This window comes from Actinomyces urinae (assembly GCF_900119695.1).
Classification (GTDB): domain Bacteria; phylum Actinomycetota; class Actinomycetes; order Actinomycetales; family Actinomycetaceae; genus Gleimia; species Gleimia urinae.
The window spans coordinates 998402-1018032 of the sequence record NZ_LT632547.1 but is presented as its reverse complement, the minus strand read 5'-3'; the positions used below and the strand labels follow the sequence as shown (position 1 = coordinate 1018032).

Annotated in this window: 18 protein-coding genes and 5 tRNA genes; 13 read left to right on the top strand and 10 right to left on the bottom strand. The window is 57.5% G+C overall.

Annotation, left to right across the window (positions count from 1 at the left end; genetic code table 11):
* Positions 1-98: 98 nt before the first annotated feature.
* From BQ7114_RS06010 to purM, 8 genes are read left to right on the top strand one after another with little or no spacing between them, the layout of a single operon-like run.
* Positions 99-2999: a Na+/H+ antiporter subunit A gene (locus tag BQ7114_RS06010; RefSeq protein WP_072343245.1), complete on the top strand. Its 2901-nt coding sequence runs from the start codon at positions 99-101 to the stop codon at positions 2997-2999.
* Positions 2996-3496 carry a Na(+)/H(+) antiporter subunit C gene (locus BQ7114_RS06005; RefSeq protein WP_072343243.1) on the top strand — a complete coding sequence of 167 codons (501 nt, stop codon included), beginning with the start codon at positions 2996-2998 and terminating at the stop codon, positions 3494-3496. Before BQ7114_RS06010 ends, BQ7114_RS06005 begins: the two co-directional genes overlap by 4 nt.
* Entirely contained in the window at positions 3493-5400 is a 1908-nt protein-coding gene (locus BQ7114_RS06000) for a Na+/H+ antiporter subunit D (protein WP_072343241.1), read from the top strand. The genes BQ7114_RS06005 and BQ7114_RS06000 overlap by 4 nt, the downstream gene beginning before the upstream one ends.
* Complete coding sequence (locus tag BQ7114_RS05995; RefSeq protein ID WP_083431765.1) at positions 5393-5935, top strand: Na+/H+ antiporter subunit E; 543 nt, start codon at positions 5393-5395, stop codon at positions 5933-5935. Before BQ7114_RS06000 ends, BQ7114_RS05995 begins: the two co-directional genes overlap by 8 nt.
* Positions 5932-6411: an MrpF/PhaF family protein gene (locus tag BQ7114_RS05990; RefSeq protein ID WP_072343237.1), complete on the top strand. Its 480-nt coding sequence runs from the start codon at positions 5932-5934 to the stop codon at positions 6409-6411. The genes BQ7114_RS05995 and BQ7114_RS05990 overlap by 4 nt, the downstream gene beginning before the upstream one ends.
* Complete coding sequence (gene mnhG, locus BQ7114_RS05985; protein WP_072343234.1) at positions 6404-6847, top strand: monovalent cation/H(+) antiporter subunit G; 444 nt, start codon at positions 6404-6406, stop codon at positions 6845-6847. The genes BQ7114_RS05990 and mnhG overlap by 8 nt, the downstream gene beginning before the upstream one ends.
* Before the next feature lie 37 nt (positions 6848-6884).
* Complete coding sequence (gene purF, locus BQ7114_RS05980) at positions 6885-8393, top strand: amidophosphoribosyltransferase (RefSeq protein ID WP_072343232.1); 1509 nt, start codon at positions 6885-6887, stop codon at positions 8391-8393.
* A 7-nt stretch (positions 8394-8400) separates the two neighbouring features.
* Positions 8401-9510 carry a phosphoribosylformylglycinamidine cyclo-ligase gene (purM, locus tag BQ7114_RS05975; RefSeq protein ID WP_072343229.1) on the top strand — a complete coding sequence of 370 codons (1110 nt, stop codon included), beginning with the start codon at positions 8401-8403 and terminating at the stop codon, positions 9508-9510.
* A 94-nt stretch (positions 9511-9604) separates the two neighbouring features.
* Here the strand turns inward: purM and BQ7114_RS05970 are convergent, their stop codons facing one another.
* The 9 genes from BQ7114_RS05970 to BQ7114_RS05930 form a co-directional block, all read right to left on the bottom strand.
* The gene (locus BQ7114_RS05970; protein WP_072343226.1) at positions 9605-9796 is read right to left on the bottom strand and encodes a DUF3073 domain-containing protein; all 192 of its coding nucleotides are present in this window, start codon (positions 9794-9796) and stop codon (positions 9605-9607) included.
* A gap of 180 nt (positions 9797-9976) precedes the next feature.
* On the bottom strand, positions 9977-10258 hold the full coding sequence (locus BQ7114_RS08930) for a DUF3618 domain-containing protein (protein WP_072343223.1): 282 nt from the start codon (positions 10256-10258) through the stop codon (positions 9977-9979).
* Positions 10255-10695, bottom strand: a complete 441-nt coding sequence (locus BQ7114_RS05960; RefSeq protein ID WP_072343220.1) for a phage holin family protein — start codon at positions 10693-10695, stop codon at positions 10255-10257. Before BQ7114_RS05960 ends, BQ7114_RS08930 begins: the two co-directional genes overlap by 4 nt.
* A 141-nt stretch (positions 10696-10836) precedes the next feature.
* The gene (locus BQ7114_RS05955) at positions 10837-13353 is read right to left on the bottom strand and encodes an ABC transporter permease (RefSeq protein WP_072343217.1); all 2517 of its coding nucleotides are present in this window, start codon (positions 13351-13353) and stop codon (positions 10837-10839) included.
* Positions 13350-14480 carry an ABC transporter ATP-binding protein gene (locus BQ7114_RS05950; RefSeq protein ID WP_083431835.1) on the bottom strand — a complete coding sequence of 377 codons (1131 nt, stop codon included), beginning with the start codon at positions 14478-14480 and terminating at the stop codon, positions 13350-13352. Before BQ7114_RS05950 ends, BQ7114_RS05955 begins: the two co-directional genes overlap by 4 nt.
* A gap of 130 nt (positions 14481-14610) precedes the next feature.
* Positions 14611-14683 (bottom strand) — tRNA-Phe (locus BQ7114_RS05945).
* 24 nt (positions 14684-14707) lie between these two features.
* Positions 14708-14781 (bottom strand) — tRNA-Asp (locus BQ7114_RS05940).
* A 181-nt stretch (positions 14782-14962) separates the two neighbouring features.
* Positions 14963-15039 (bottom strand) — tRNA-Asp (locus BQ7114_RS05935).
* A gap of 4 nt (positions 15040-15043) precedes the next feature.
* Positions 15044-15116 (bottom strand) — tRNA-Glu (locus BQ7114_RS05930).
* Between the two features lie 159 nt (positions 15117-15275).
* On the opposite strand from BQ7114_RS05930, the gene BQ7114_RS05925 reads away from it, so the two are divergent.
* The 5 genes from BQ7114_RS05925 (at position 15276) to BQ7114_RS05905 (ending at position 18810) form a co-directional block, all read left to right on the top strand.
* On the top strand, positions 15276-16907 hold the full coding sequence (locus tag BQ7114_RS05925; protein WP_072344871.1) for a mechanosensitive ion channel family protein: 1632 nt from the start codon (positions 15276-15278) through the stop codon (positions 16905-16907).
* A 2-nt stretch (positions 16908-16909) separates the two neighbouring features.
* Positions 16910-17332, top strand: a complete 423-nt coding sequence (gene msrB, locus BQ7114_RS05920) for a peptide-methionine (R)-S-oxide reductase MsrB (protein WP_072343211.1) — start codon at positions 16910-16912, stop codon at positions 17330-17332.
* On the top strand, positions 17325-18212 hold the full coding sequence (locus BQ7114_RS05915) for an EamA family transporter (RefSeq protein WP_072343208.1): 888 nt from the start codon (positions 17325-17327) through the stop codon (positions 18210-18212). The genes msrB and BQ7114_RS05915 overlap by 8 nt, the downstream gene beginning before the upstream one ends.
* A 171-nt stretch (positions 18213-18383) precedes the next feature.
* On the top strand, positions 18384-18629 hold the full coding sequence (locus tag BQ7114_RS05910) for a GlsB/YeaQ/YmgE family stress response membrane protein (protein ID WP_072343205.1): 246 nt from the start codon (positions 18384-18386) through the stop codon (positions 18627-18629).
* Between the two features lie 108 nt (positions 18630-18737).
* Positions 18738-18810: transfer RNA gene (locus BQ7114_RS05905), tRNA-Lys, on the top strand.
* A 63-nt stretch (positions 18811-18873) separates the two neighbouring features.
* Here the strand turns inward: BQ7114_RS05905 and BQ7114_RS08910 are convergent.
* Entirely contained in the window at positions 18874-19020 is a 147-nt protein-coding gene (locus BQ7114_RS08910; protein ID WP_154665477.1) for a hypothetical protein, read from the bottom strand.
* Between the last annotated feature and the right edge of the window lie 611 nt (positions 19021-19631).

Below are 19631 nucleotides of genomic sequence, written 5' to 3'. Positions count from 1 at the left end.
TTCGTATTATCGCTTTATTGCGCCGTTGTCTCAAAAATTCGCTAGTCTGATTCTTGCTGTAAGCCAGTTAGCCGCTTTCGTCGCGAGTGAGGACAGTTTTGGTCACGATTTTGCTTCTTCATGCGTTGGCGGCTTGTGTTGCCCCGTTGCTCGGACGCAAGTTGGGGCGAAATGTCCTGTTCTTAACGGCTTTGGCGCCGCTTAGTGCTGTGGTGTGGGCGCTTTCGTACACGAGGGAGGTGTTCGCCTCTCCTCCGCAGTTCGTGTGGAATTGGGTGGGTGAGCTCTCTTTAGCGGTGACGTTCAGGCTCGACCCGCTGTCGTGGTTGATGACGCTGATTGTGAGCGGCGTGGGCACGCTGGTGATGCTGTATGCGGCGCGCTATTTCAGTTCTAATGCGGCTAGTTTGGGCCGCTTTTCTGCGATTTTCACGGCGTTCGCAGCGGCGATGCTCGGCCTGGTGACGGCTGATCATTTGCTGATTATTTATTTGTTTTGGGAACTGACCACGGTTTTTTCTTACCTGCTGATTGGTCACCATTTTGATAATCGTCCGGCGCGTGCGGCTGCCCGCCAATCTATTCAAGTAACGGGCTTTGGTGGCCTCGCAATGTTTGCTGGCTTCGTGATGGTGGCTGAGGCCCCGGGAGGCTCCTATTCGGTTCACTTGCTGGTGGCAAATGCGAGCAGTGGGGCGTTGCAGGTAGATTCGGCGCAGGTGATTGTGGCTGCGTTGCTGATCATTTTGGGTGCGAGTACCAAGTCAGCATTGGTGCCCCATCACTTTTGGCTCCCGGGCGCGATGGCAGCCCCCACACCTGTGTCTGCGTACTTGCACGCGGCTGCGATGGTGAAGGCCGGTGTGTATTTGATTGCGCGTTTGACGCCGGGATTTACGAATGTGCCGGGTTGGTCCCCGATAATTGTGGCGCTCGGGCTGGCCACTATGCTCCTGGGCTCGTATCGCGCGTTGCGTCAGTTCGATCTGAAGCTGGTGCTGGCTTACGGCACCGTGTCTCAACTGGGTTTGATGAGCGCGGCGACGGCTTACGGCACGGCCGCAACTTACGCGGCTGGCATCGCGATGTTGGTGGCGCACGCCGTGTTCAAGTCGGCGCTGTTTATGAGCGTTGGTTTGGTAGAGAAGGCCACGGGCACGCGTGATTTGCGTGAGCTTAACTGTCTGTACAAGCATCAGCCGGTGCTGGCCGCGTCCGCCGCGGTGCTCGCGTTTTCGATGGCTGGCGTGCCGCCTCTGCTGGGTTTCTTGGGTAAAGAGGCGTTTATTACCAGCTTGTTTGAGGGAACTGGTGCCGGTTGGGCCGCGAGCATCGCACCCCATTCGGCAGGTGCAAGCCTTGATGTTGCTGCCCTGGTGATTTTGACGCTCGGTTCGGTGCTTACTGTCGCGTACTCGTGGCGCTATTGGTGGGGCGCATTTGGACGCAAACGCATCAAGATTGAGATGGATAGCTCGCAGCTACCCGCTCTTACGCTGATCCCGGTGGTGGGTTTGGCGCTGGCTTCCTTCGCCGCAATCCAGCCGGCGTGGCTCCAGACTTTGACGGAGTACATTACCGAGGGAGGAGTGGGCGAGCCACACATCGCGCTCTGGTCCGGGCCCGGGCCCGCACTGATAACGGCCGTGATTCTGGCCGGAGGCGTGTGGATGGCGTGGCAACGCCCCCGCATTGCACGTATTCAGAGGCGCCTGGCTCCTAAGCACCTGCATATTAGCGAAATCTACAGGTGGCTAATGCTGGAGCTGGAACACTTCGCATCGCTCATCACCTCCTTGTTTCACCGCGGTTCTTTGCCGTGGGATATAACCACGATTTTTGCAGTATTCACAGCGGCAGTTGGTTTTGGCCTGGTCGAGGTGGGCCAGTCCGAGCTCAATCTGCGTTTGTGGGATTCGGCTACGCAGGTCGGAATTGTAGTGCTCGCGGGTGTGGCTGCGTTTGTGGCTGCGAGGTCGCGTTCACGTATTAACGCGGTGTTAGCACTCGGTGTGGTAGGTACCGCTATTTCGCTTCTTTATATGACGTATGGCGCCCCGGATTTGGCGCTTACGCAGATGCTGGTCGAGGTTGTCTCACTGGTTGTGTTCGTTCTGGTGTTGCGGTCCTTGCCGCAGAACTTCTCGGTGCGTTCGTTCGCAATTTCACGTTGGGCGCGCATAGGTTTGGCGGGCGTTTTGGGAATCGTAGTCACCGGCGCAACGATAGTGGCTACTCAGGCCCGCGTTGCGGAACCTATTTCTAACTTGATTCCTGCGGAAGCTTACTCGTTTGGTGCGGGTAAGAACGTGGTGAACGTGATCTTGGTGGACACGCGCGCGTGGGATACGGTTGGTGAGCTGTCGGTCCTGCTCGTGACCGCTACGGGCGTGGCGTCGATGATTTATCTGGTGCGTCGTAGCTCAACGCTAGAACGCGAGAGGCCTAAGACCCCCGGCGCGTGGTTGCCGGCAATCTCGATGCTGTCGGCGCGTTCGCGCTCGCTGCTTCTGGAGGTTGGCACACGGGTTTTGTTCCCCACGATGCTGGTTGCTTCCCTGTGGCTGCTCTGGGTGGGGCACAACAATCCGGGTGGCGGTTTTGCGGGCGGTGTCCTTGCAGGCATTGCGTTCACGCTGCGGTATATGGCGGGAGGCCGGTTCGAGCTGCGTGAGGCCAGCCGTGTGAATCCAGGTGCACTGCTGGGCTTTGGCCTGTTCACTGCAACGGTTGGTGCCGTGATGCCGCTGGCATATGGGAACACGGTTTTGCAGTCTACGGAGATTGACCTCAGTTTCGGCGTGCTCGGCAGTGTTCACTTCACGTCGGCATTGATTGTGGACGTGGGCGTGTACCTACTGGTTGTGGCGGTTGTTTTGGATTTGGTGACGGCGCTTGGCGGCCAGGTGGATAAGGATCGCGCGGAGGCCGAGCAAGCGCAGGTGAAGAACAAGATGCCTGCGGGTGCGCTTAGCGACGTGAGGAGGGAGCCGAAGTGAGTACTCCTTCCCTGGTTGTGGTGATTCTTGCGGGCGTGCTGGTTGCGGTAGGTGCTTACCTGGTGATGGAGCGCACGCTAACGCGTATCCTGATTGGTTTGGCGCTGATGGGGCACGGCGTGAACGTGTTGTTCCTCGCGGCGAGTGGTCGTTCAGCGCGTCCGGCTTTGCTTGGTGAGGACGTGGATCCAACGCTCATGGCGGATCCACTCCCGCAGGCGATGATGCTGACTGCGATTGTGATTGGCCTGGGTACTACAGCGTTTGGCATGGCGCTGGCGTACCGGTCGTGGCGTTTGTCTGGCCATGACGAGGTGGTTGATGATGTTGAGGATCGCCGGCTTGCGCGCAGGCTCGCGAAGGACCGTGTGGATGACTACGGGGTAGATGAGGTTACTGGTGAGGAAGATCCGCATCGCTTCTACGATGCGGAGGCCGTAGAGGATTCCGCGCAGGCGTCTGAGAGCGGATCGAGCCGAGGGGAGGGCACCCGATGAACTGGATGCTCCCTATTCCCGTACTGCTGCCGCTATTGGCGGCTGGCTTTGCCCTCGTGTTTGTGCGTCGCCCGAAGTTACAGCAGCTGATTTCGCTGGTGACGCTGACAACGGTGCTGGTGGTTGGCGTCATGCTGGCGGTAGCGGCAAACTCGGGCCCGGTGGTGCTGGACGTGGGTTCGTGGGCGGCGCCGGTGGGTATCACGCTAGTGGCAGACCGCTTGTCTTCGCTGATGCTCGTGGTTTCGCAGATCGTGACGCTCGCGGTGCTTGTGTATTCGCTGGCGCAAAATCTTGCGGATGAGGATCCGGATGTGCCGGTTGCGATCTATCACCCCACGTATTTGATTTTGATTGCGGGCGTTTCAAACTCGTTCCTCACGGGAGACCTTTTCAACCTGTACGTGGGTTTTGAGATTCTTCTTGCCGCCTCGTTTGTGTTGATCACGATTGGCGGTACGCGAGGCCGTATTCGTGCGGGCACGGTTTACGTGGTGGTTTCGCTGGTTTCGTCGGTGCTGTTCCTGATTGGTATTGGCCTGACGTATGCGGCTACGGGCACGGTTAATATGGCACAGCTTTCCACGAGGCTGCGCGAGATTGACCCAAGCGTTGCGCTTACTATCCAGCTGGTTTTGCTGGTGGCGTTTGGGATTAAGGCGGCAGTGTTCCCGCTGGCCGCTTGGCTTCCCAATTCGTACCCGACGGCTCCGGCGCCGGTAACCGCAGTGTTTGCGGGTTTGCTAACCAAGGTGGGTATTTACGCGCTGATTCGTTTGCAGGTGTTGTTGTTCCCCGGCGAGGGCGTGTCGGTGCTCCTAACGGTTGTGGGTATAGCGACGATGATCGTCGGTATTTTGGGTGCGATCGCGCAGCACGATATGAGGCGTTTGCTGTCGTTTGTGTTGGTCTCTCACATTGGCTTCATGATTTGGGGCCTGGCTGTGGTGAACAAGGCGGGGCTTGCAGCTGCGATCTTCTACGCGGCCAACCACATTTTGGTTCAGACCACGCTGTTCTTGATTATCGGACTGATTGAGCGTCACGAGGGCACTACGTCTTTGCGCGCTCTTGGAGGTCTGGCAAAAACTCATCCGATGCTTGCAATCATGTTCATGATTGCGGGGCTGAACCTCGTTGGTGTTCCTCCATTTACAGGGTTCATCGGCAAGGTGGGGCTTGCGCAGTCGTCGGTGCTGCAGGGCCAGTGGGAAGGCTACGCGCTCCTAGCCGCCGGAATCATCACGTCGTTCCTGACACTGTATGCGCTTATTAAGGTGTGGAATTTCGCGTTTTGGCAGCCCAAGTCTGATACGCACGTGACGGATACTGATTTTGCTCAAGTGCGCGGAGCTAGGTATCAGAGGGCAACGCTACGCGCTGCCGAGGCAATCTCGCGGATTGCGGATTCAGATGACCGCATGCAGGTTTACTCCCGTACCCGCAGTGAGATGGAGGGCTCGGCTGTTACGCGCTTGATGTATGCCTCGGCGGCTTCGCTAATCTTGGTCATGTTTGCGATGACCGCGGGTGCGGGCCCGATCTACGCCTATGCTTCGAATGCGGCGCTTGATCAGATGGAGCGCTCCACGTACCTGCACGCGGTGTTGCAAGACGATGGTCGCGGGGCGGGAAAGTCGAAGTTCGCGGCCGCGGACGCGCCAAAGATTTTGCAAGATTATGCGAAGTCGGCGCAGGAGGATTTGATTCGTGACTTCAGCCGTGACGGGCGCGATCTGGAGCCAGAGAAGCGCCAGACCGGACAAGAGCTGTGGAGTTACCAGTGGCATGCTCCGTTCATTCTTGACGAGAATAATGAGCACATTCAGAGCCATATTTTAGGTATGAAGTTGGCGCGGGATTATTCGGCGGCGTTCCCGAGGACGGGGTTAGCAAATGAGTAGGGTGAGAGCTTTCGCGTCAAAGCGGCTGTCGATTTCTATGACGCTGTGGTTGCTGGTCTTGTGGACGCTACTGTTTGCGAAGTTTGAACCGTTGGTGTTGCTGAGCGGTCTGCTGGTAGCACTTTTCATCCAGCTGATTTTCCCGTTGCCACGCTCGCGGTTCTTCGCAAACTTCCGGATTCGCCAGGGTTTGATCCTTGTTGGCGTGTTTTTGGTGGACATGGTGAAGGCGGCAGTTCACGTTGCAAGCGTAGTTGTGACGGGCCGCGATTATGAGTGCGGGGTTGTGCGAATCGATTTGCGCAGTAGCGCGGATATCACGATGGCGGTTACCGCTGCGATGATCAATTTGGTGCCGGGCACAATCGTGGTTGACTTGAAGCGCCGCGAGGGCGTCATCTACCTGCATGTGTTCGATCTTGAGACCCAGGGTGGCGTTGAAGGCGTGAGGGCAGCTTCGCTGGCGCAGGAGGAACGCGTGTTGAAGGCGCTGGCTTCCGCGCAGACGTTGGAGACCGTGGGGGTGAAACTGTGAGCACTTGGATAACGGTGATTTTGTTCGTTGCCCTGATGGCGATGATTGCAACCGCTTTTATGACGCTGGTGCGGCTGACATTGGGGCCGAGCATTATGGATCGGGCGGTTGCATCGGATGTGCTTGCGGTGGCGGCCGCAGGAATAACGCTGGTGCTTGCAGTGCGAACGGATCGCACGGATGTGCTGGTGCTCGCCATTATGTTCTCGATGGTCGGGTTTATGTATTCGGTAACGCTGGGACGTTTTTCGGAGCGCCAGCGAGACACTACGGATTCGCCTACTACGCCGGAGCAGTTGCGCGCGCAGGAGGTGCGTTTGATGCGTGAGGCGCAAAGCGAACTCCACGCGGAGGAGCGCGAGGCAATCAAGGCGGCCCGCGAGGCGCAGGCTTCGACGCAGTCGGCTAAGAGCATCGCGGATGCGGGCGAGCGCGCGAAGAAGGCGTCGAAGAAGGCGAGTGAGAAGCATGATTAGTCTCGAGGTCGTGTGGGATCTGTTGGGTGCATTGCTTCTGCTCGGCGGTGCTTCGTTCATGCTGGTGAGTGGTGTGGGGCTGCTACGTTTGCGCGATACGTATTCGCGCATGCACGCTTCGGCAAAAACCCAGTGGTTGGGCGTGTTCTTGATGGCTACGGGTGCGGCTGTGTCGATGCGGTCGTGGCAGTGGGTTGCGGCGGCGTTGCTGATTGTCGTGTTGCAGACGGTGTCGTCTCCGATCGGTTCGCAGTTGATGGCGCGCGCAACGTATCGCAATCAGGAGTTCGAGACAGCTGATCTGGTGGTTGATGAGTTGCTGGTAGATAACAAGCAGGCGGAGGCAATCTCGATTAAACACCCGCGCTCGCGCGATGGTTTTGCTCGGCCAAAGGATTATCCAGATTTGGATTCGTCCACAACAGAGGCCGGTTGAGTCCATTTTTTGAAGCGCCCCGCAACTCGTTTTGTGAATGTGTAATGATGAGGGCGTGCGTGAAGATGAACTGCTGGATGCAGACGTTTCTGATTCGGATAAACCTAAAGATGAATGCGGCGTTTTTGGGGTGTGGGCGCCGGGCGAGGAAGTATCTCGTTTAACGTATTTCGGGTTGTACGCCCTCCAGCATAGAGGCCAGCAGTCGGCGGGTATTGCTGCTTCTGATGGCAAGAGCATCATGGTTTATAAGGACATGGGGCTCGTTTCGCAGGTGTTTAATGATGAGGCTCTTTCAACGCTTGAAGGCCATCTGGCTATAGGACACGTGCGTTACGCAACGAAGGCGGCGGCTAAGTGGAAGCATTCGCAGCCGATGCTGGGGCCTACTGCGACGGGTTCGATTGCGCTTGGTAATAACGGAAACGTGACGAATGCGCTGCAGCTGCGCGATTTGGCAAATAAGGTTTCGCATCGCCCGATTGACGATGATGCGACGGGCACGCAGATTATTACGGCGCTACTGGGCGGGTACGGCACTGAGAAGGGCTGTGAACAGCATTTGGGGGAGGGGCTACCCACTGAGCGCGGTTCGCTGATTGAGGCGGCGAAGAACGTGTTGCCGCGTATTCAGGGCGGTTTCTCGATGGTGTTTATGGATGAGCGCACGTTGTATGGCGCGCGTGATCCGCACGGTTTGCGCCCATTGGTTTTGGGCCGTTTGGATACGGGTTGGGTGCTTGCGTCTGAGACCGCGGCGCTCGATATTGTGGGCGCGTCGTTTATTCGCGAGGTGGAGCCGGGTGAGCTGATCGCGATTGATTCAGACGGTATGCGCTCGTTTAAGTTCGGTAAGGCTACTCCGCACGGGTGCGTGTTTGAGTACGTGTATATTGCCCGGCCGGATACGAGGATTGCGGGCAGGTCGATTAGTTTGGCGCGTCAAGAGATGGGCGCGGCACTGGCACGCGAGCATCCTGTGGATGCCGATTATGTGATTGCAACGCCAGAGTCGGGCACGCCCGCAGCGATTGGTTACGCGCAAGAGTCCGGTATCCCGTACGCGCAGGGTTTTGTAAAGAACAGTTACGTGGGCCGCACGTTTATTCAACCCACGCAGAGTTTGCGCCAGCGCGGCATTCGGCTCAAGTTGAATCCGCTGCGCGACATTGTGCAGGGCAAGCGTCTGGTTGTGGTGGATGATTCGATTGTGCGGGGTAATACGCAAAGGCAAATTGTGAGGATGCTTCGCGAGGCCGGGGCAAGCGAGATTCACGTGCGTATTTCGTCGCCCCCGGTGGGCTGGCCGTGTTTCTTTGGGATTGATTTCCCAACGAGGGCGGAACTGATTTCCTCGGTTATGGACGAGGACGCGATTTGTGAGTGGATTGGCGCGGATTCCTTGGGGTATTTGTCGCTGGAAGACATGGTTGCGGCGTCGGGGCAGCCGGCCGATAGCTTGTGTTTGGCTTGTTTTAATGGACAGTATCCGGTGCCGGTTCCGCCGGGAACTCCGATTCCGGGTACGCCTGGCGTGACTAAGTGAGGTTTTGATGGTTGATTACGCTGCTGCGGGTGTTGATATTGAGGCGGGTGACCGTGCGGTTGAGCTGATGAAGGCCGCGGTTGCAAAGTCGCATAATGCGACGGTGTTTGGTGATTCGGGCGGTTTTGCCGGGATGATCGACGCGTCGGCGTTGAAGGGGATGAAGAGGCCCCTGCTCGCCTCGTCTACGGATGGCGTTGGAACGAAGATCGCTATCGCGCAGGCGATGGGTGTCCATGACACGATTGGTCAGGATCTTGTGGCGATGGTTGTGGATGACCTGGTGGTGATGGGTGCGAGGCCGTTGCTGATGACGGATTACATTGCAACGGGCCGGGTGGAGCCACAGAAGATTGCGGATATTGTGCGCGGCGTGGCGCAGGCGTGTGCGCAGGTGGATTGCCCTTTGATTGGTGGTGAGACGGCAGAGCATCCCGGTTTGATGGATCCGGAGGATTACGACATTGCGGGCGCCGCAACGGGCGTGGTTGATGCGGACGAGATGCTTGGTGCTCACCGCGTGACGGTTGGCGATGTCTTGATTGGTATTTCGTCTTCGGGCTTGCATTCGAATGGGTATTCGCTGGTTCGCAAGATTGTGGCTGATTCTACGTGGAAGCTTGATCGGGACGTGCCGGAATTTGGCCGCACGCTCGGCGAGGAGCTTCTTGCGCCCACGCGCTTGTACACGAAGCAGATGCTATCGATGATCGAGTCGCTTCCTCGCGGCGCAGTGAAGGCTTTGTCCCACATTACGGGTGGCGGTTTGGGCGCGAACATTTCGCGCGTTATCCCCACCGGATTTATTGCGCGAGTGGATCGTTCATCTTGGGCTATGCCGCCGGTATTTTCAACGCTTTCTAAGTTGGGCAAAGTCAGTTGGGACGCGATGGAGCAGACGTTTAACTTGGGCGTTGGCATGGTCGCGATTGTGGATGAGGCCGCAGCTGATGAAGCTCTGGGATTCTTGATGGCTGTTGGCGGCGAGCCGTGGGTGCTGGGTGAGGTCGAGCTTTCTTCGTCTTCGCTGCAGGTAGCGGATTCGGATCGTTTGGTGGAGGGCGCTAAGGGAGTGCAGGCAGGAGCGGCCCTGCTGACGGGCAGCTACCGGCTCTAGGAACTGCTCACTTATAGGTTGGTCAAGCATAACGAATCGGGAGGGCGCTTGCCCTCCCGATTTTCGCTTGACTATTTGTTTTGGGTGTTACGACTCATTTGTAGTCGTCGTAGTCATCCCAGTTGTCTTCGTCGGTTGCCGGGGGAATCTCCCCGTACGGATCTTTAGATTCGCCTCGCTCTGCAGCGAGTTCACGCTGCAGAGCGTCAAAGTCGGTCTCGGGCGATGTGTACTTTAGCTTCCGAGCCACCTTTGTCTGCTTGGCCTTCTGACGGCCGCGCCCCATTGGCGTCGACCCCCTCCACAGTGTCTTGCGGATTCCCGTGGGAATCCTGAGCGTCTAATGGTCTTTCAAGCGCCTATTCTAGCGAAAATCGGACAGATTATCCTAACGTCTAGAGACGTCTTTGAGATTATCTGTGGGTTTTCCGCGGTTGTTTGGCGTTTTAGATTTCAAATACTGGATCTATTTGCGCAGTTTCTTGAGTCCGGCGAGTAGGCCGAGCGCTACGCCAACTGATGCGAACTTGGCTAGTGCGCGCGGATCGCCTTTGAGGGCAGCTTTGGCTTCATCTGCCGTGTTTTGCCCAAACTGCGCGGCTTTTTCGCTGGCGCGTGTGGCTACCGCTTTGGCTTGTTCGCGCGGGTTGAGGCGGCTGCTGATCTCGTTGACGGTGGACTGCATCGCCAGGCGCGTGCGCAGGATTTCAGCTTCGATCTCTTCGACGGTGCGAGGGGTTTCGCTCACTTTTCCAATCCCTTCTTTGCTGCGGCGACGTTTAGTTTCATGTTGTCGCCCGGGTTCGGCTTGTCTGCCAGGCCTTTTTTGAGGAGGAGGGCTCCAAGTGCTGCAAGGATGATAACGATGAGCAGGAGGATGCCCGCGGTGATGAGGGCTGCAAGCCAGGGGGCTACAACGTTTGTGAAGCCAAGCTCGATGGTGCGGAAGATCCATCCGAGTAGGTAGAGGGCGAATACGCCCGCACCTGCGAGAAGGGCGGCCCCAACGCCGGCTTTCTTGGCAAGCGTGGTTGCTTTGACCTTGGTTAGTTCGATCTCGCCGCGGATCAGGGTGGTGATCTGGTTGGACAGTTCGTTGACTAGCTGCCCGATGCTTGTGTTAGGGCGAGACTGTGTTGTCTCCACAATTACTGGCGTGGCTGGTTTGGACCTGTCGACTGCCATCTTGAACTCCTCGAGTGGGTCGGTTGTGTTGCGGCCTTATTGGCTGCGAATTCTTGTGCGCAGGGCACACTGCTTCTAGTTTGTCACGAATCGCTGTTGGTCGCTTGAAATAGTGGTGCTTTCTGGCTGAAACTCACATGCTCATTCGGAGGTGATGGATTCGAGAATTGGTGCACGTGCCGCGCGCCGGGCAGGACCAACTGCGGCGAGGATGCCGATGACGATGGTTCCGGCGAGTAGTACCAGCAGGGTTGCCCAGGGGATTGAGAGCACGGAGATGCCTACTTCTTTGGTGTAGGTGACTAGGCCGATGCCGGTTCCGAGCCCGATGAGGATGCCGATGATGGTGCCGTATAGGGAGGTGAGGATCGCTTCGGTGATGATTGTCCCGGCGATTTGGAGTTTGCTGGTGCCGATGGCTCGCATGAGTGCGATTTCGGTGGTGCGCTCGTTGACGGCAAGACCGAGTGTGTTGATGATGCCGACGATCGCCACAATGATGGAGAGGCCGAGCAGGGCGTAGAGGACGGCAAGCACTGTGTTGATGGTGTTGCCTATCTCGGAGACCAGGTCGGTTTTGGTGTAGACGGCGATGGTGGGTTGGTCAGCGAGAGTCGCGCGAACATTTTCTTGCACTTCGTCCAGGGGCAGGTCGGTTTTGAATACGGTGACGAAGGAGCGTCCCAATGAGGTCAGGCCCAGGCCCTCGAGCGTATCGGGTGTGACCAGGGAGGTTGTGGTGAGGATCGTGGAGTCGTGGATTCCACCGATAGTTACGGTTTTGGGCCCAAGGTTGCCAAGGACGGTGAGTTCGTCACCAACGGTAAGACCGAGAGCTTGCGCGCTGTTTTTGGATAGCAGGATTTGGCCACGGTTGATGTTAGAGAGGGCGCCGCTGGCCATTGGTACTTTGAAGTCGGAGGCGAGGCGGGTGGTATCCACGGTGGTGAGGGCAAGGGGGAAGGTTTCGCCATCGACGGTGGTGGGTGCGAATGCGCTGGTGTAGGAGTCCCCTACGGATTTCACGCCCGTGGTGGCTCTAATCTTGGCTATGACCTCATCGGTGATGGATTCTCCGGGGCTGATGGGAGCGATGGTGAGGTCGGCGTGCAGTTCGGATTGGATCGCTTCGGTGGTGGAGGCCTGCACGGACGATGCCAGCACGGTTCCAAGGGTCACCAGACCCATGCCGATGATGAGGGCGCCGGCGGTGGCGCCGGTGCGTCGCGGGTTGCGAACGGCGTTCTTGGTGCCGATGCGCAGCGCTACGAGCCGAGTTTTGCGTAACGCGAGGGCGGGGAGGGTGAGGATCCCTTTGGCGAGAGCAGGTGAGGCAATGAGCGCGCCAATGACTACGGCCCCGGCGCCAAGTCCCAGGCAGGTGCCCGCCCAGGTAACGGCCTGTTTCGCGCCGAGGTAGACGCCTGCAGCCCCGCCTGCGATGAGTGCGCCGCCAATGAGGGCGCGCGGCCAAAGCGGTGCTTCTCGTACTCCGGAGACTTCCCTCATGGCTTCTACCGGCGGGGTGTGCGCGGCGGCGCGGGCGGGAAGGATGGCACCAACGAGGGTTACTGCGATGCCCACAATCAGTGCGGTAATGATTACGTCGCGGGGTAGTGCGGTGATAAGGGAGGTAACCATTCCGGCTTTGAGGAGGCCGAATGATGCCAGAGCTAGTAGGCCGGTGCCTGCGAGGAGTCCGAGTGCGGATCCAACAACCCCGATAACCAGGGCTTGAATGGCAACTTGAAGGAAGATTTGCAGGGGAGAGGCACCAACGGCACGCAGGTAGGCGAACTCCTTTTGCCGAGCTTTGACGGCCATGTGGAAGGTGTTGGCGATGATGAAGGTTGAGACACCGAGGGCGAGGACAATGAATACGAGTAGGAATGTGGTGACGAATCCAAGGGTGTCTTTGACGTTGTCGGCGGATTCCTCGATCGCGTCATCGCTGGACCTGACGGTGTAGTCCGCTCCAAGGCTGTTCTTGATGTCGCGAATGGCGACGCCTTGGTCCGTGTCGGTTTCCGTTTGTACGGCGATGGCGTTCACCAGTTCAGGCGTTTGGCTGAGCGAACGCGCAGTCTCTTGGTCGAAAGCAATGATGTTGATGGGCGAGACTTCCGCGGCTAGGTGCACGATTCCTACGATTTGGGCATGGTGCTTTTCGCCCCCGGCGATGTATTCGATCCGGTCGCCAACGGCCAGGTCGTAGCGTTTCAAAGCGGCCGCTTCGAACGCGATTTCGTTCTCATTGCGCGGGGTTTTGCCTTCAATCGTCCAGGGGGTGAAGCCGGCGAGAGCGCCGGTGGCAAGGGTGACGGTGCCGACGCCTGTGGCGGGTGATCCGTCTTGAAGCACGGTGATGGGACTCATGTAGACGGGCTGGGCGTCTTTGACGCCGTTTATGTCGCGGATTGTGTCGGCAGCGCCGGCGTCGATTCGCGCGCGTTGGCTCGAATCATCGGAGATCGGGTTGCCTTCCACCTGAATGGTGCCGAATGTGGTGGAGGCAAAGGATTGCACAAAGGTGTCTTCGAGGCTGGTTCGCAGCGCGAGTGTGCCGGAGAGGAATGCAACGCCGAGCACCACTGACAAGATTGTCATGAGGAACCGGGTGGCGTGCGCCCAAACGTCGCGCAGGGCTATTTCGATCACGCCTGCTCCTTACCGTTTTGCGCGTTGTCTTGTTCGGGTTTAACGCGTTTGACGATGGGGATTTGGCCGGTCAGTTCAAGGTCGTCCTCGGGAATGACGGATCCGGGAAGGTCGTGTAGTAGCTTCTGCGCGCGGATTAGAAGGTCTTGCGTTTCGGCGTCGAGTTCACCGGTTGGCGCGATGCGCCGTAGCGCTTCGTCAAGGGTTTCGCCGGGTTGACGTTCGGCGTCTTGAAAGCTTTCGGATTTGGCGGGCGTGGTTTGATTTTCGAGGACCGCTTTGTGCTCGCCAGGCTCGGGCGCGGGGGTGGAATCCTCGCTCGGCGCGGGGTGGCTGGCAGGCTCGCCCTCATCTTGCGGGTCGGTTTTGCGCAAGCCGTCGAGTTCGCGCAGGGCATCCAAAACGGCGTCAGGTGTGGGCTGGCGCAGTTCGGCAACGATGCTTCCGTCTACAAGAAAGAGGATGCGGTCAGCGTGTGATGCGGCGGTTGGGTCGTGGGTGACCATGACGGCGGTTTGCTCAAAGGTGTCCACGGCTTCGCGTAGGAATTTGAGTACTTGGGCGGAGGATTTGGAGTCCAGGTTTCCGGTTGGTTCGTCGGCGAACACAACGGTGGGTTCGGTAATGAGGGCGCGGGCGCAGGCAACGCGCTGCTGTTGTCCGCCAGACATTTCGGCGGGCCGGTGGGTCAGGCGGTCGCGCAGGCCAACGGCGTCGACGATGGTGTCGAAGCGTTCTTTGGAGACGGTTTTCTTGGCGATGTCGGCTGGCAGAGTGATGTTTTCTCGCGCGGTGAGTGTGGGGATGAGGTTGAAGGATTGGAAGATGAACCCGATTTGTTCGCGCCGCAGTTTGGTGAGTTTGCGCTCGGACATGCTAGAGATCGTGTTGCCGTCCAGGGTTACGTCTCCGCTTGTGATGGAGTCGAGGCCGGCTAGGCAGTGCATGAGTGTGGATTTGCCTGATCCGGATGGGCCCATGATGGCGGTGAATTCGCCGCGTCCGATGGATACGTCTACGGATTTGAGGGCGGTGACAGCGGCGTTGCCTTTGCCGTAGGTTTTGGTGAGGCCGCGGGCAATGATCGCGGGCTCGGTGGGGGTGGTTAGGGCCTGGAGTACACTCATGTGTCTATTGTCGTTGAAATGGACGCTGTTTGCGATGTGCACGCGAATGTCCACTAACGCTGATTCTGATTTGGTGCCAGGGCTAGAGGTTTGGGTACAGAAAAACCCTCGGATTTCCGAGGGTTACCTGTGCCTCCGACCGGCGTCGATCCGGTGACCTTTCGATTTTCAGTCGAACGCTCTACCAACTGAGCTACAGAGGCTCTGGTCAAGTTTCCTTGACCGAGCGACCCCGACCGGGCTCGAACCGGCGACCTCCGCCGTGACAGGGCGGCGCGCTAACCAACTGCGCTACGGGGCCTTGATGCGAAGATTATATTACCGGCCTTTTGAACCCTTGCCAAATTAGTGCGTTGCTTTATGCGTGTGAGCATGCTCTCCCTAATTGTCAAGGTAGCGCCCGTGCTTTGAATCGTTCAGGAGGGGTAACAGAACAGCGGTTTTTGGTATGAAAAAAAGACCCCTGCGGGTCTTGGTAGAAGTGGCGACCCCGACCGGGCTCGAACCGGCGACCTCCGCCGTGACAGGGCGGCGCGCTAACCAACTGCGCTACGGGGCCAACGTACCCCCAACGGGATTCGAACCCGTGCCGCCGCCGTGAAAGGGCGGTGTCCTAGGCCGCTAGACGATGGGGGCCTCTGCTCGCAATGCGTGCGATCAGACTCGTCAAAGTCTACGCGACTTACCTTCATGTTGGCAAAGTGTGAAGTTGTGAGGCCTCTCACCGGCGCTCAAGTTGTTGTGGGTATGCCGCGCCGAAAAGAAAATATCCGCTTCTGCACCTACTCTTTAAGTATGGACGGTAATGCTGAAGAGGCTGTGCAGGATGCGCTGAATTTGCTCCAACTATTTGCGGGCGTGGCGGTAGGTGTGCTGGTTTCGCTGGTGATAGCGATGCTGGCGTGGGTCGCACTGCGGGTGGTGTCGCGTAAGTCCGATAACTTCGCTTGGCTTGCAAGACGTGTGAAGATCCCGTTCTTCGCGCTGTTCTTGGTGGCGGGCGCGTGGGTTGGCCTGAATTATATGGTGCAGGTGCTCCCAACGGATGCGGCTACATGGATTCCGCCCTTGCAACACACGCTGCTGATTATCACAATCGTGATGGTCAGTTGGATGTGTTATGCCGGTGCGTACGTGATTGAGGACGTCGCGAAGCATCGTAAGGAGGCAACGGGGTCGCGCCGTCTTGCTACGCAGGCTCAGATGCTGCGCCGAATTGTGCAGTTGGTTGTCGTGATTTTGGGCGCGGTAGCGGTGATTTTGACGTTCCCGTCGGCTCGAATAGCGATGGGTTCGATTTTGGCGTCGGCCGGCGTGATTTCTTTGGTTGCTGGCATTGCGGCGCAAGATTCGCTGTCGAACACGTTCGCGGGTTTGCAGATCACGTTTACAGACGCGATTCGTGTGGGCGACGTGGTGGTGGTTGATGACCAGTTCGGAACGATTGAAGAGATCACCCTGACCTACGTTGTGCTGGCGGCCTGGGATGATCGGCGTGTCATTGTTCCGTCCACTCATTTCACGCAGAACAGGTTTGAGAATTGGACGCGCGCAAATACGAAGCTCGCTGGCACTGTGGAGCTCAAGCTGGATTGGCGTGCGCCCGTGCCTTTGATTCGGAGAGAAGTTGAGCGTCTGCTTGAAGAAACGGATCTGTGGGATAGGCGCAGTTCTAGTGTGCAGGTTACGGATGCAACGGATGGGTGGATGCTCGTTCGCATTGCGTTGACGGCTAGGAATTCTGGTGATCTGTGGGATTTGCGTTGTTATATGCGCGAGCATTTGATTGATTGGGTGGTTGAGAACGCCCCTTACGCTCTGACTCGTACTCGCGTGCAAAAAGAGGACGTGGTTGAGGTTAACCTGGATCGCTCCGAGCGGGAGATCGTGGAGCTCGCTAACGAGTTGCGTGAGATTGAGCGTGAGGGCGAGAAGAATGCGGCAAAGCCTGAACCGGAAGAGCCGCCTGCGCAAACGAAGCAGGAGGCTCGCATGCGCGCCGCGAAGAACCGGGCCAGCAAGGTGCGTCGCAAGCGGTTGCGTGACCGCAAAGTGACCACGAAAGTGGTCGCCGAGCCGGAGTCTACTCGCGTGTTGTCGCCTGCGGAGCTTCTTGCGATCCAGCAGGATAAGAGCCCGGAAACTCCCGCTACTGATAATGCGCCGGAAGCGAGTGATAGCGCGGTGACGTCAACGGTTGGGGATCGTTTGTATTCGGGAAGTGAAGAGGCCGAGGCCCGGTCGAAGAAGCTGGAGGGCCCCTCGGAAGAGATGCAGCGCAAGCGGATTGAGACGCAGACTTTGCGGGCGCTTCGCCTTGGTGATATTTCTGAGGAAACCGCGATCAGCAAGCTTGGTGGCGATGAGTCTGCCCGGCAGTTGGTGGAGGCGGAGATGAAGCGGATTCAAGAAGAGGAGCAGGAATAGTTATGGAAACTCCTAAGGTTGATGTGAATGCAGCGGCTCGTACGCAGGCGCAGTGGCGTGAGGTCTTGAACCCGATGGAGTACCACGTGTTGCGTGAGGCCGGTACGGAACGTCCTTTCACGGGTGAATTGTTGAATGAGGACCGCGAGGGGATTTACCGTTGCCGTGCGTGCGGCGCGGAGCTGTTCCGCTCGCAGACCAAGTTTGACGCGGGCTGTGGTTGGCCCTCGTTTTATAAGTCCGAGGACGCCGCGGTGAAGTACGTTGAGGATACTTCGCATGGAATGGTGCGCACCGAGGTGCGTTGCGCGAATTGCGATTCTCACTTGGGGCACTTGTTTGATGATGCGCCGCAGACTCCTACGGGACAGCGTTACTGCATGAACTCGGTGTCGCTTTCGTTTGAGCATACTGCGGGTGACTAGCTCGGGCAGGCGCGCGTTAGCGCCGGCGCTGTTTATTGCGTCTGGAACAACCCAGTACACGGGTGCCGCGTTTGCGGTGGTGTTGTTTTCGGTTATGGCTCCCACTACGGTGGCGTGGTGGCGAGTCACGATTGCCGCACTGGTGTTGCTGGCGTGGCGCAGACCGTGGCGGGAGCATTTGACGCTTCGCGAGGTGGGTGCGTCAGCTCTGTTTGGCGTAGTCATGTCCGGAATGAATATAGCGTTTTATGAGGCTGTGGCTCGTTTAGATTTAGGTGTTGCGGTCTCGCTGGAGTTCCTCGGCCCTGTGGTGGTTGCGGTATTTTTTGGGCGAGGATGGCTGAGTAAACTTGCGGGCCTGGTGGCTTTTGCGGGGGTTTTGCTGATCTCCGGATTTGGTATTGATAGAACTAGCTCCGCTGGAGTGTCTGGGTTCTTGTGGGCGATGTTGGCGGGCGGTCTGTGGGCGGGCTACATCCTGATTGGGCGCCGGATCGCGAGGGCAAGGTCGGGCCTCACTTCGCTCTCGATTGCAACGGCCACGGGTTCGCTGGTGTATTTCCCGGTGGTGTCGGGCGACTTCGTGTCGGCGTTCGAGTCTACGCAAACTTTCCTGACGGTGGTGGGCGTAGCGTTCTTGTCTACGGTGATTCCGTATTCCATTGAGCAGGTCATTATGAGCTGGATCGACGCGCCAACATTTGCGTTGTTAAACGCGTTGCTCCCAGCAACATCTTTGGTTGTGGGGGCTGTGGTGTTGCGCCAATTCCCGGCGTGGCCTGCGGTGGTGGGTTTGGTGTTCGTGTCGGTTGCTGTGTGGATGGCATCGAGGCCTCCTGAGCATCGACAAAAGAGAACCCCAAATATTAAGAATACCTGACCGCAACTTGGTTAAAATATTACTTTGCTAGGTTTGGTTACCTGTATTTTGTGCGAATCGTCGCTCTTTTAGAGTTTGCGCGCGAAGTCTGGCTCGCTTTCTGGAAAGTTAGAAGGTGTAAGGCCTGGCGTAAGCCGGGCTTGTTGAGACATTGAGAAGGGGGTTTCCGTAATGGGAGCTATTATTTGGTACATCATTGTTGGCGCGATCATTGGTGCGCTTGCTCGCTTGTTCATGAAGGGTGAGCAGCCGATGGGTATTGTGTGGACGATTATTCTTGGCGCACTTGGTGCAGGTATTGGCGGCTGGATCGCGGGTGCGATTGGTGTTGGCTCTGTTCTTGAGTGGGTCATTTCGATTCTGGTTGCTATGGGCTTGATTAGCTTGTACTTGAGCTTCGCAGCTAAGAAGAACTAGTTTCTACTTTGTTGAAGAGGGAGCCGCTGGCTCCCTCTTCTTTTTGTTGCTGCGGTTATGGGTTTAGGTTTTGTCAGTTGTCCTGCTAGGCGTTAAAATGGTCTGCACGGGCCTATAGCTCAATTGGCAGAGCAACGGACTTTTAATCCGTGGGTCCCGGGTTCGATTCCCGGTGGGCCCACCCGGCAGAAGCCCCTGCGAGAGCAGGGGCTTTCGCATATCCAGGCACAAATGCCGCAGGACTTCAGCTACCTTCGCCGTCAGGGGTAGGCGCCAAGTCGTTTAGCTCGACTTGGAAGAAATTTGCAACAGTTAGAAGCTCTTGCAGGCTCCACTCTACGTCGCCGCCAGTTTTGTAGCGCGATTTCAAACGGGATGTAGTTGCGGGCATGTTTCATATTGAAGCAGTGTCTGATACGCGCGGGATCGCACGGAACGTGCCTACTGCATGTCCTAGAGACCTACCGCGGCGATTAGCGCTCGGTCGGTATGAACCGGTGTTGTTTCGTCCGTGATGATCTTTGTGCCGTGGAGAACCCGGTAGGGGTAAAAATGATGTCCGAGGCAGATTTGTGCTCTAGAATTGACAAGGAAGATGATGCTAGTTAGATCTTGTAGCGTGTTAAGGCTAGTGTTTTGAAAGCCGGCAATGAATCATTAGCCTTAGTGGTGCGGGAAGTGGCTGGGTCTCTTGTTTTCAGAGCCTGATGAATGTGGCGCAAATCTCTAGAAAGCTTGTGGGCAGGGTGCAAAAATTGCACCCTGCTTTTCGTTTTTCGCATTTTTACATCCGTTTGAACTCGTCGTTAATGCGTTAGATGACTTCTTTGTAGTTGTGTGTTGTCCCGCTTCCACAGTGGTGTTGGCTGCCGTGTACTCTAGGGCGGCATAGTATCTGCTTTCGGCTTGTTCTCAGGTCTGGCCTTCAAGGTAACGAGGTATTCGTTGCGGCGTCCTAGTTCTTACATCTTTGTGTGAGTTTCCGACTAAAAGAGTGATATT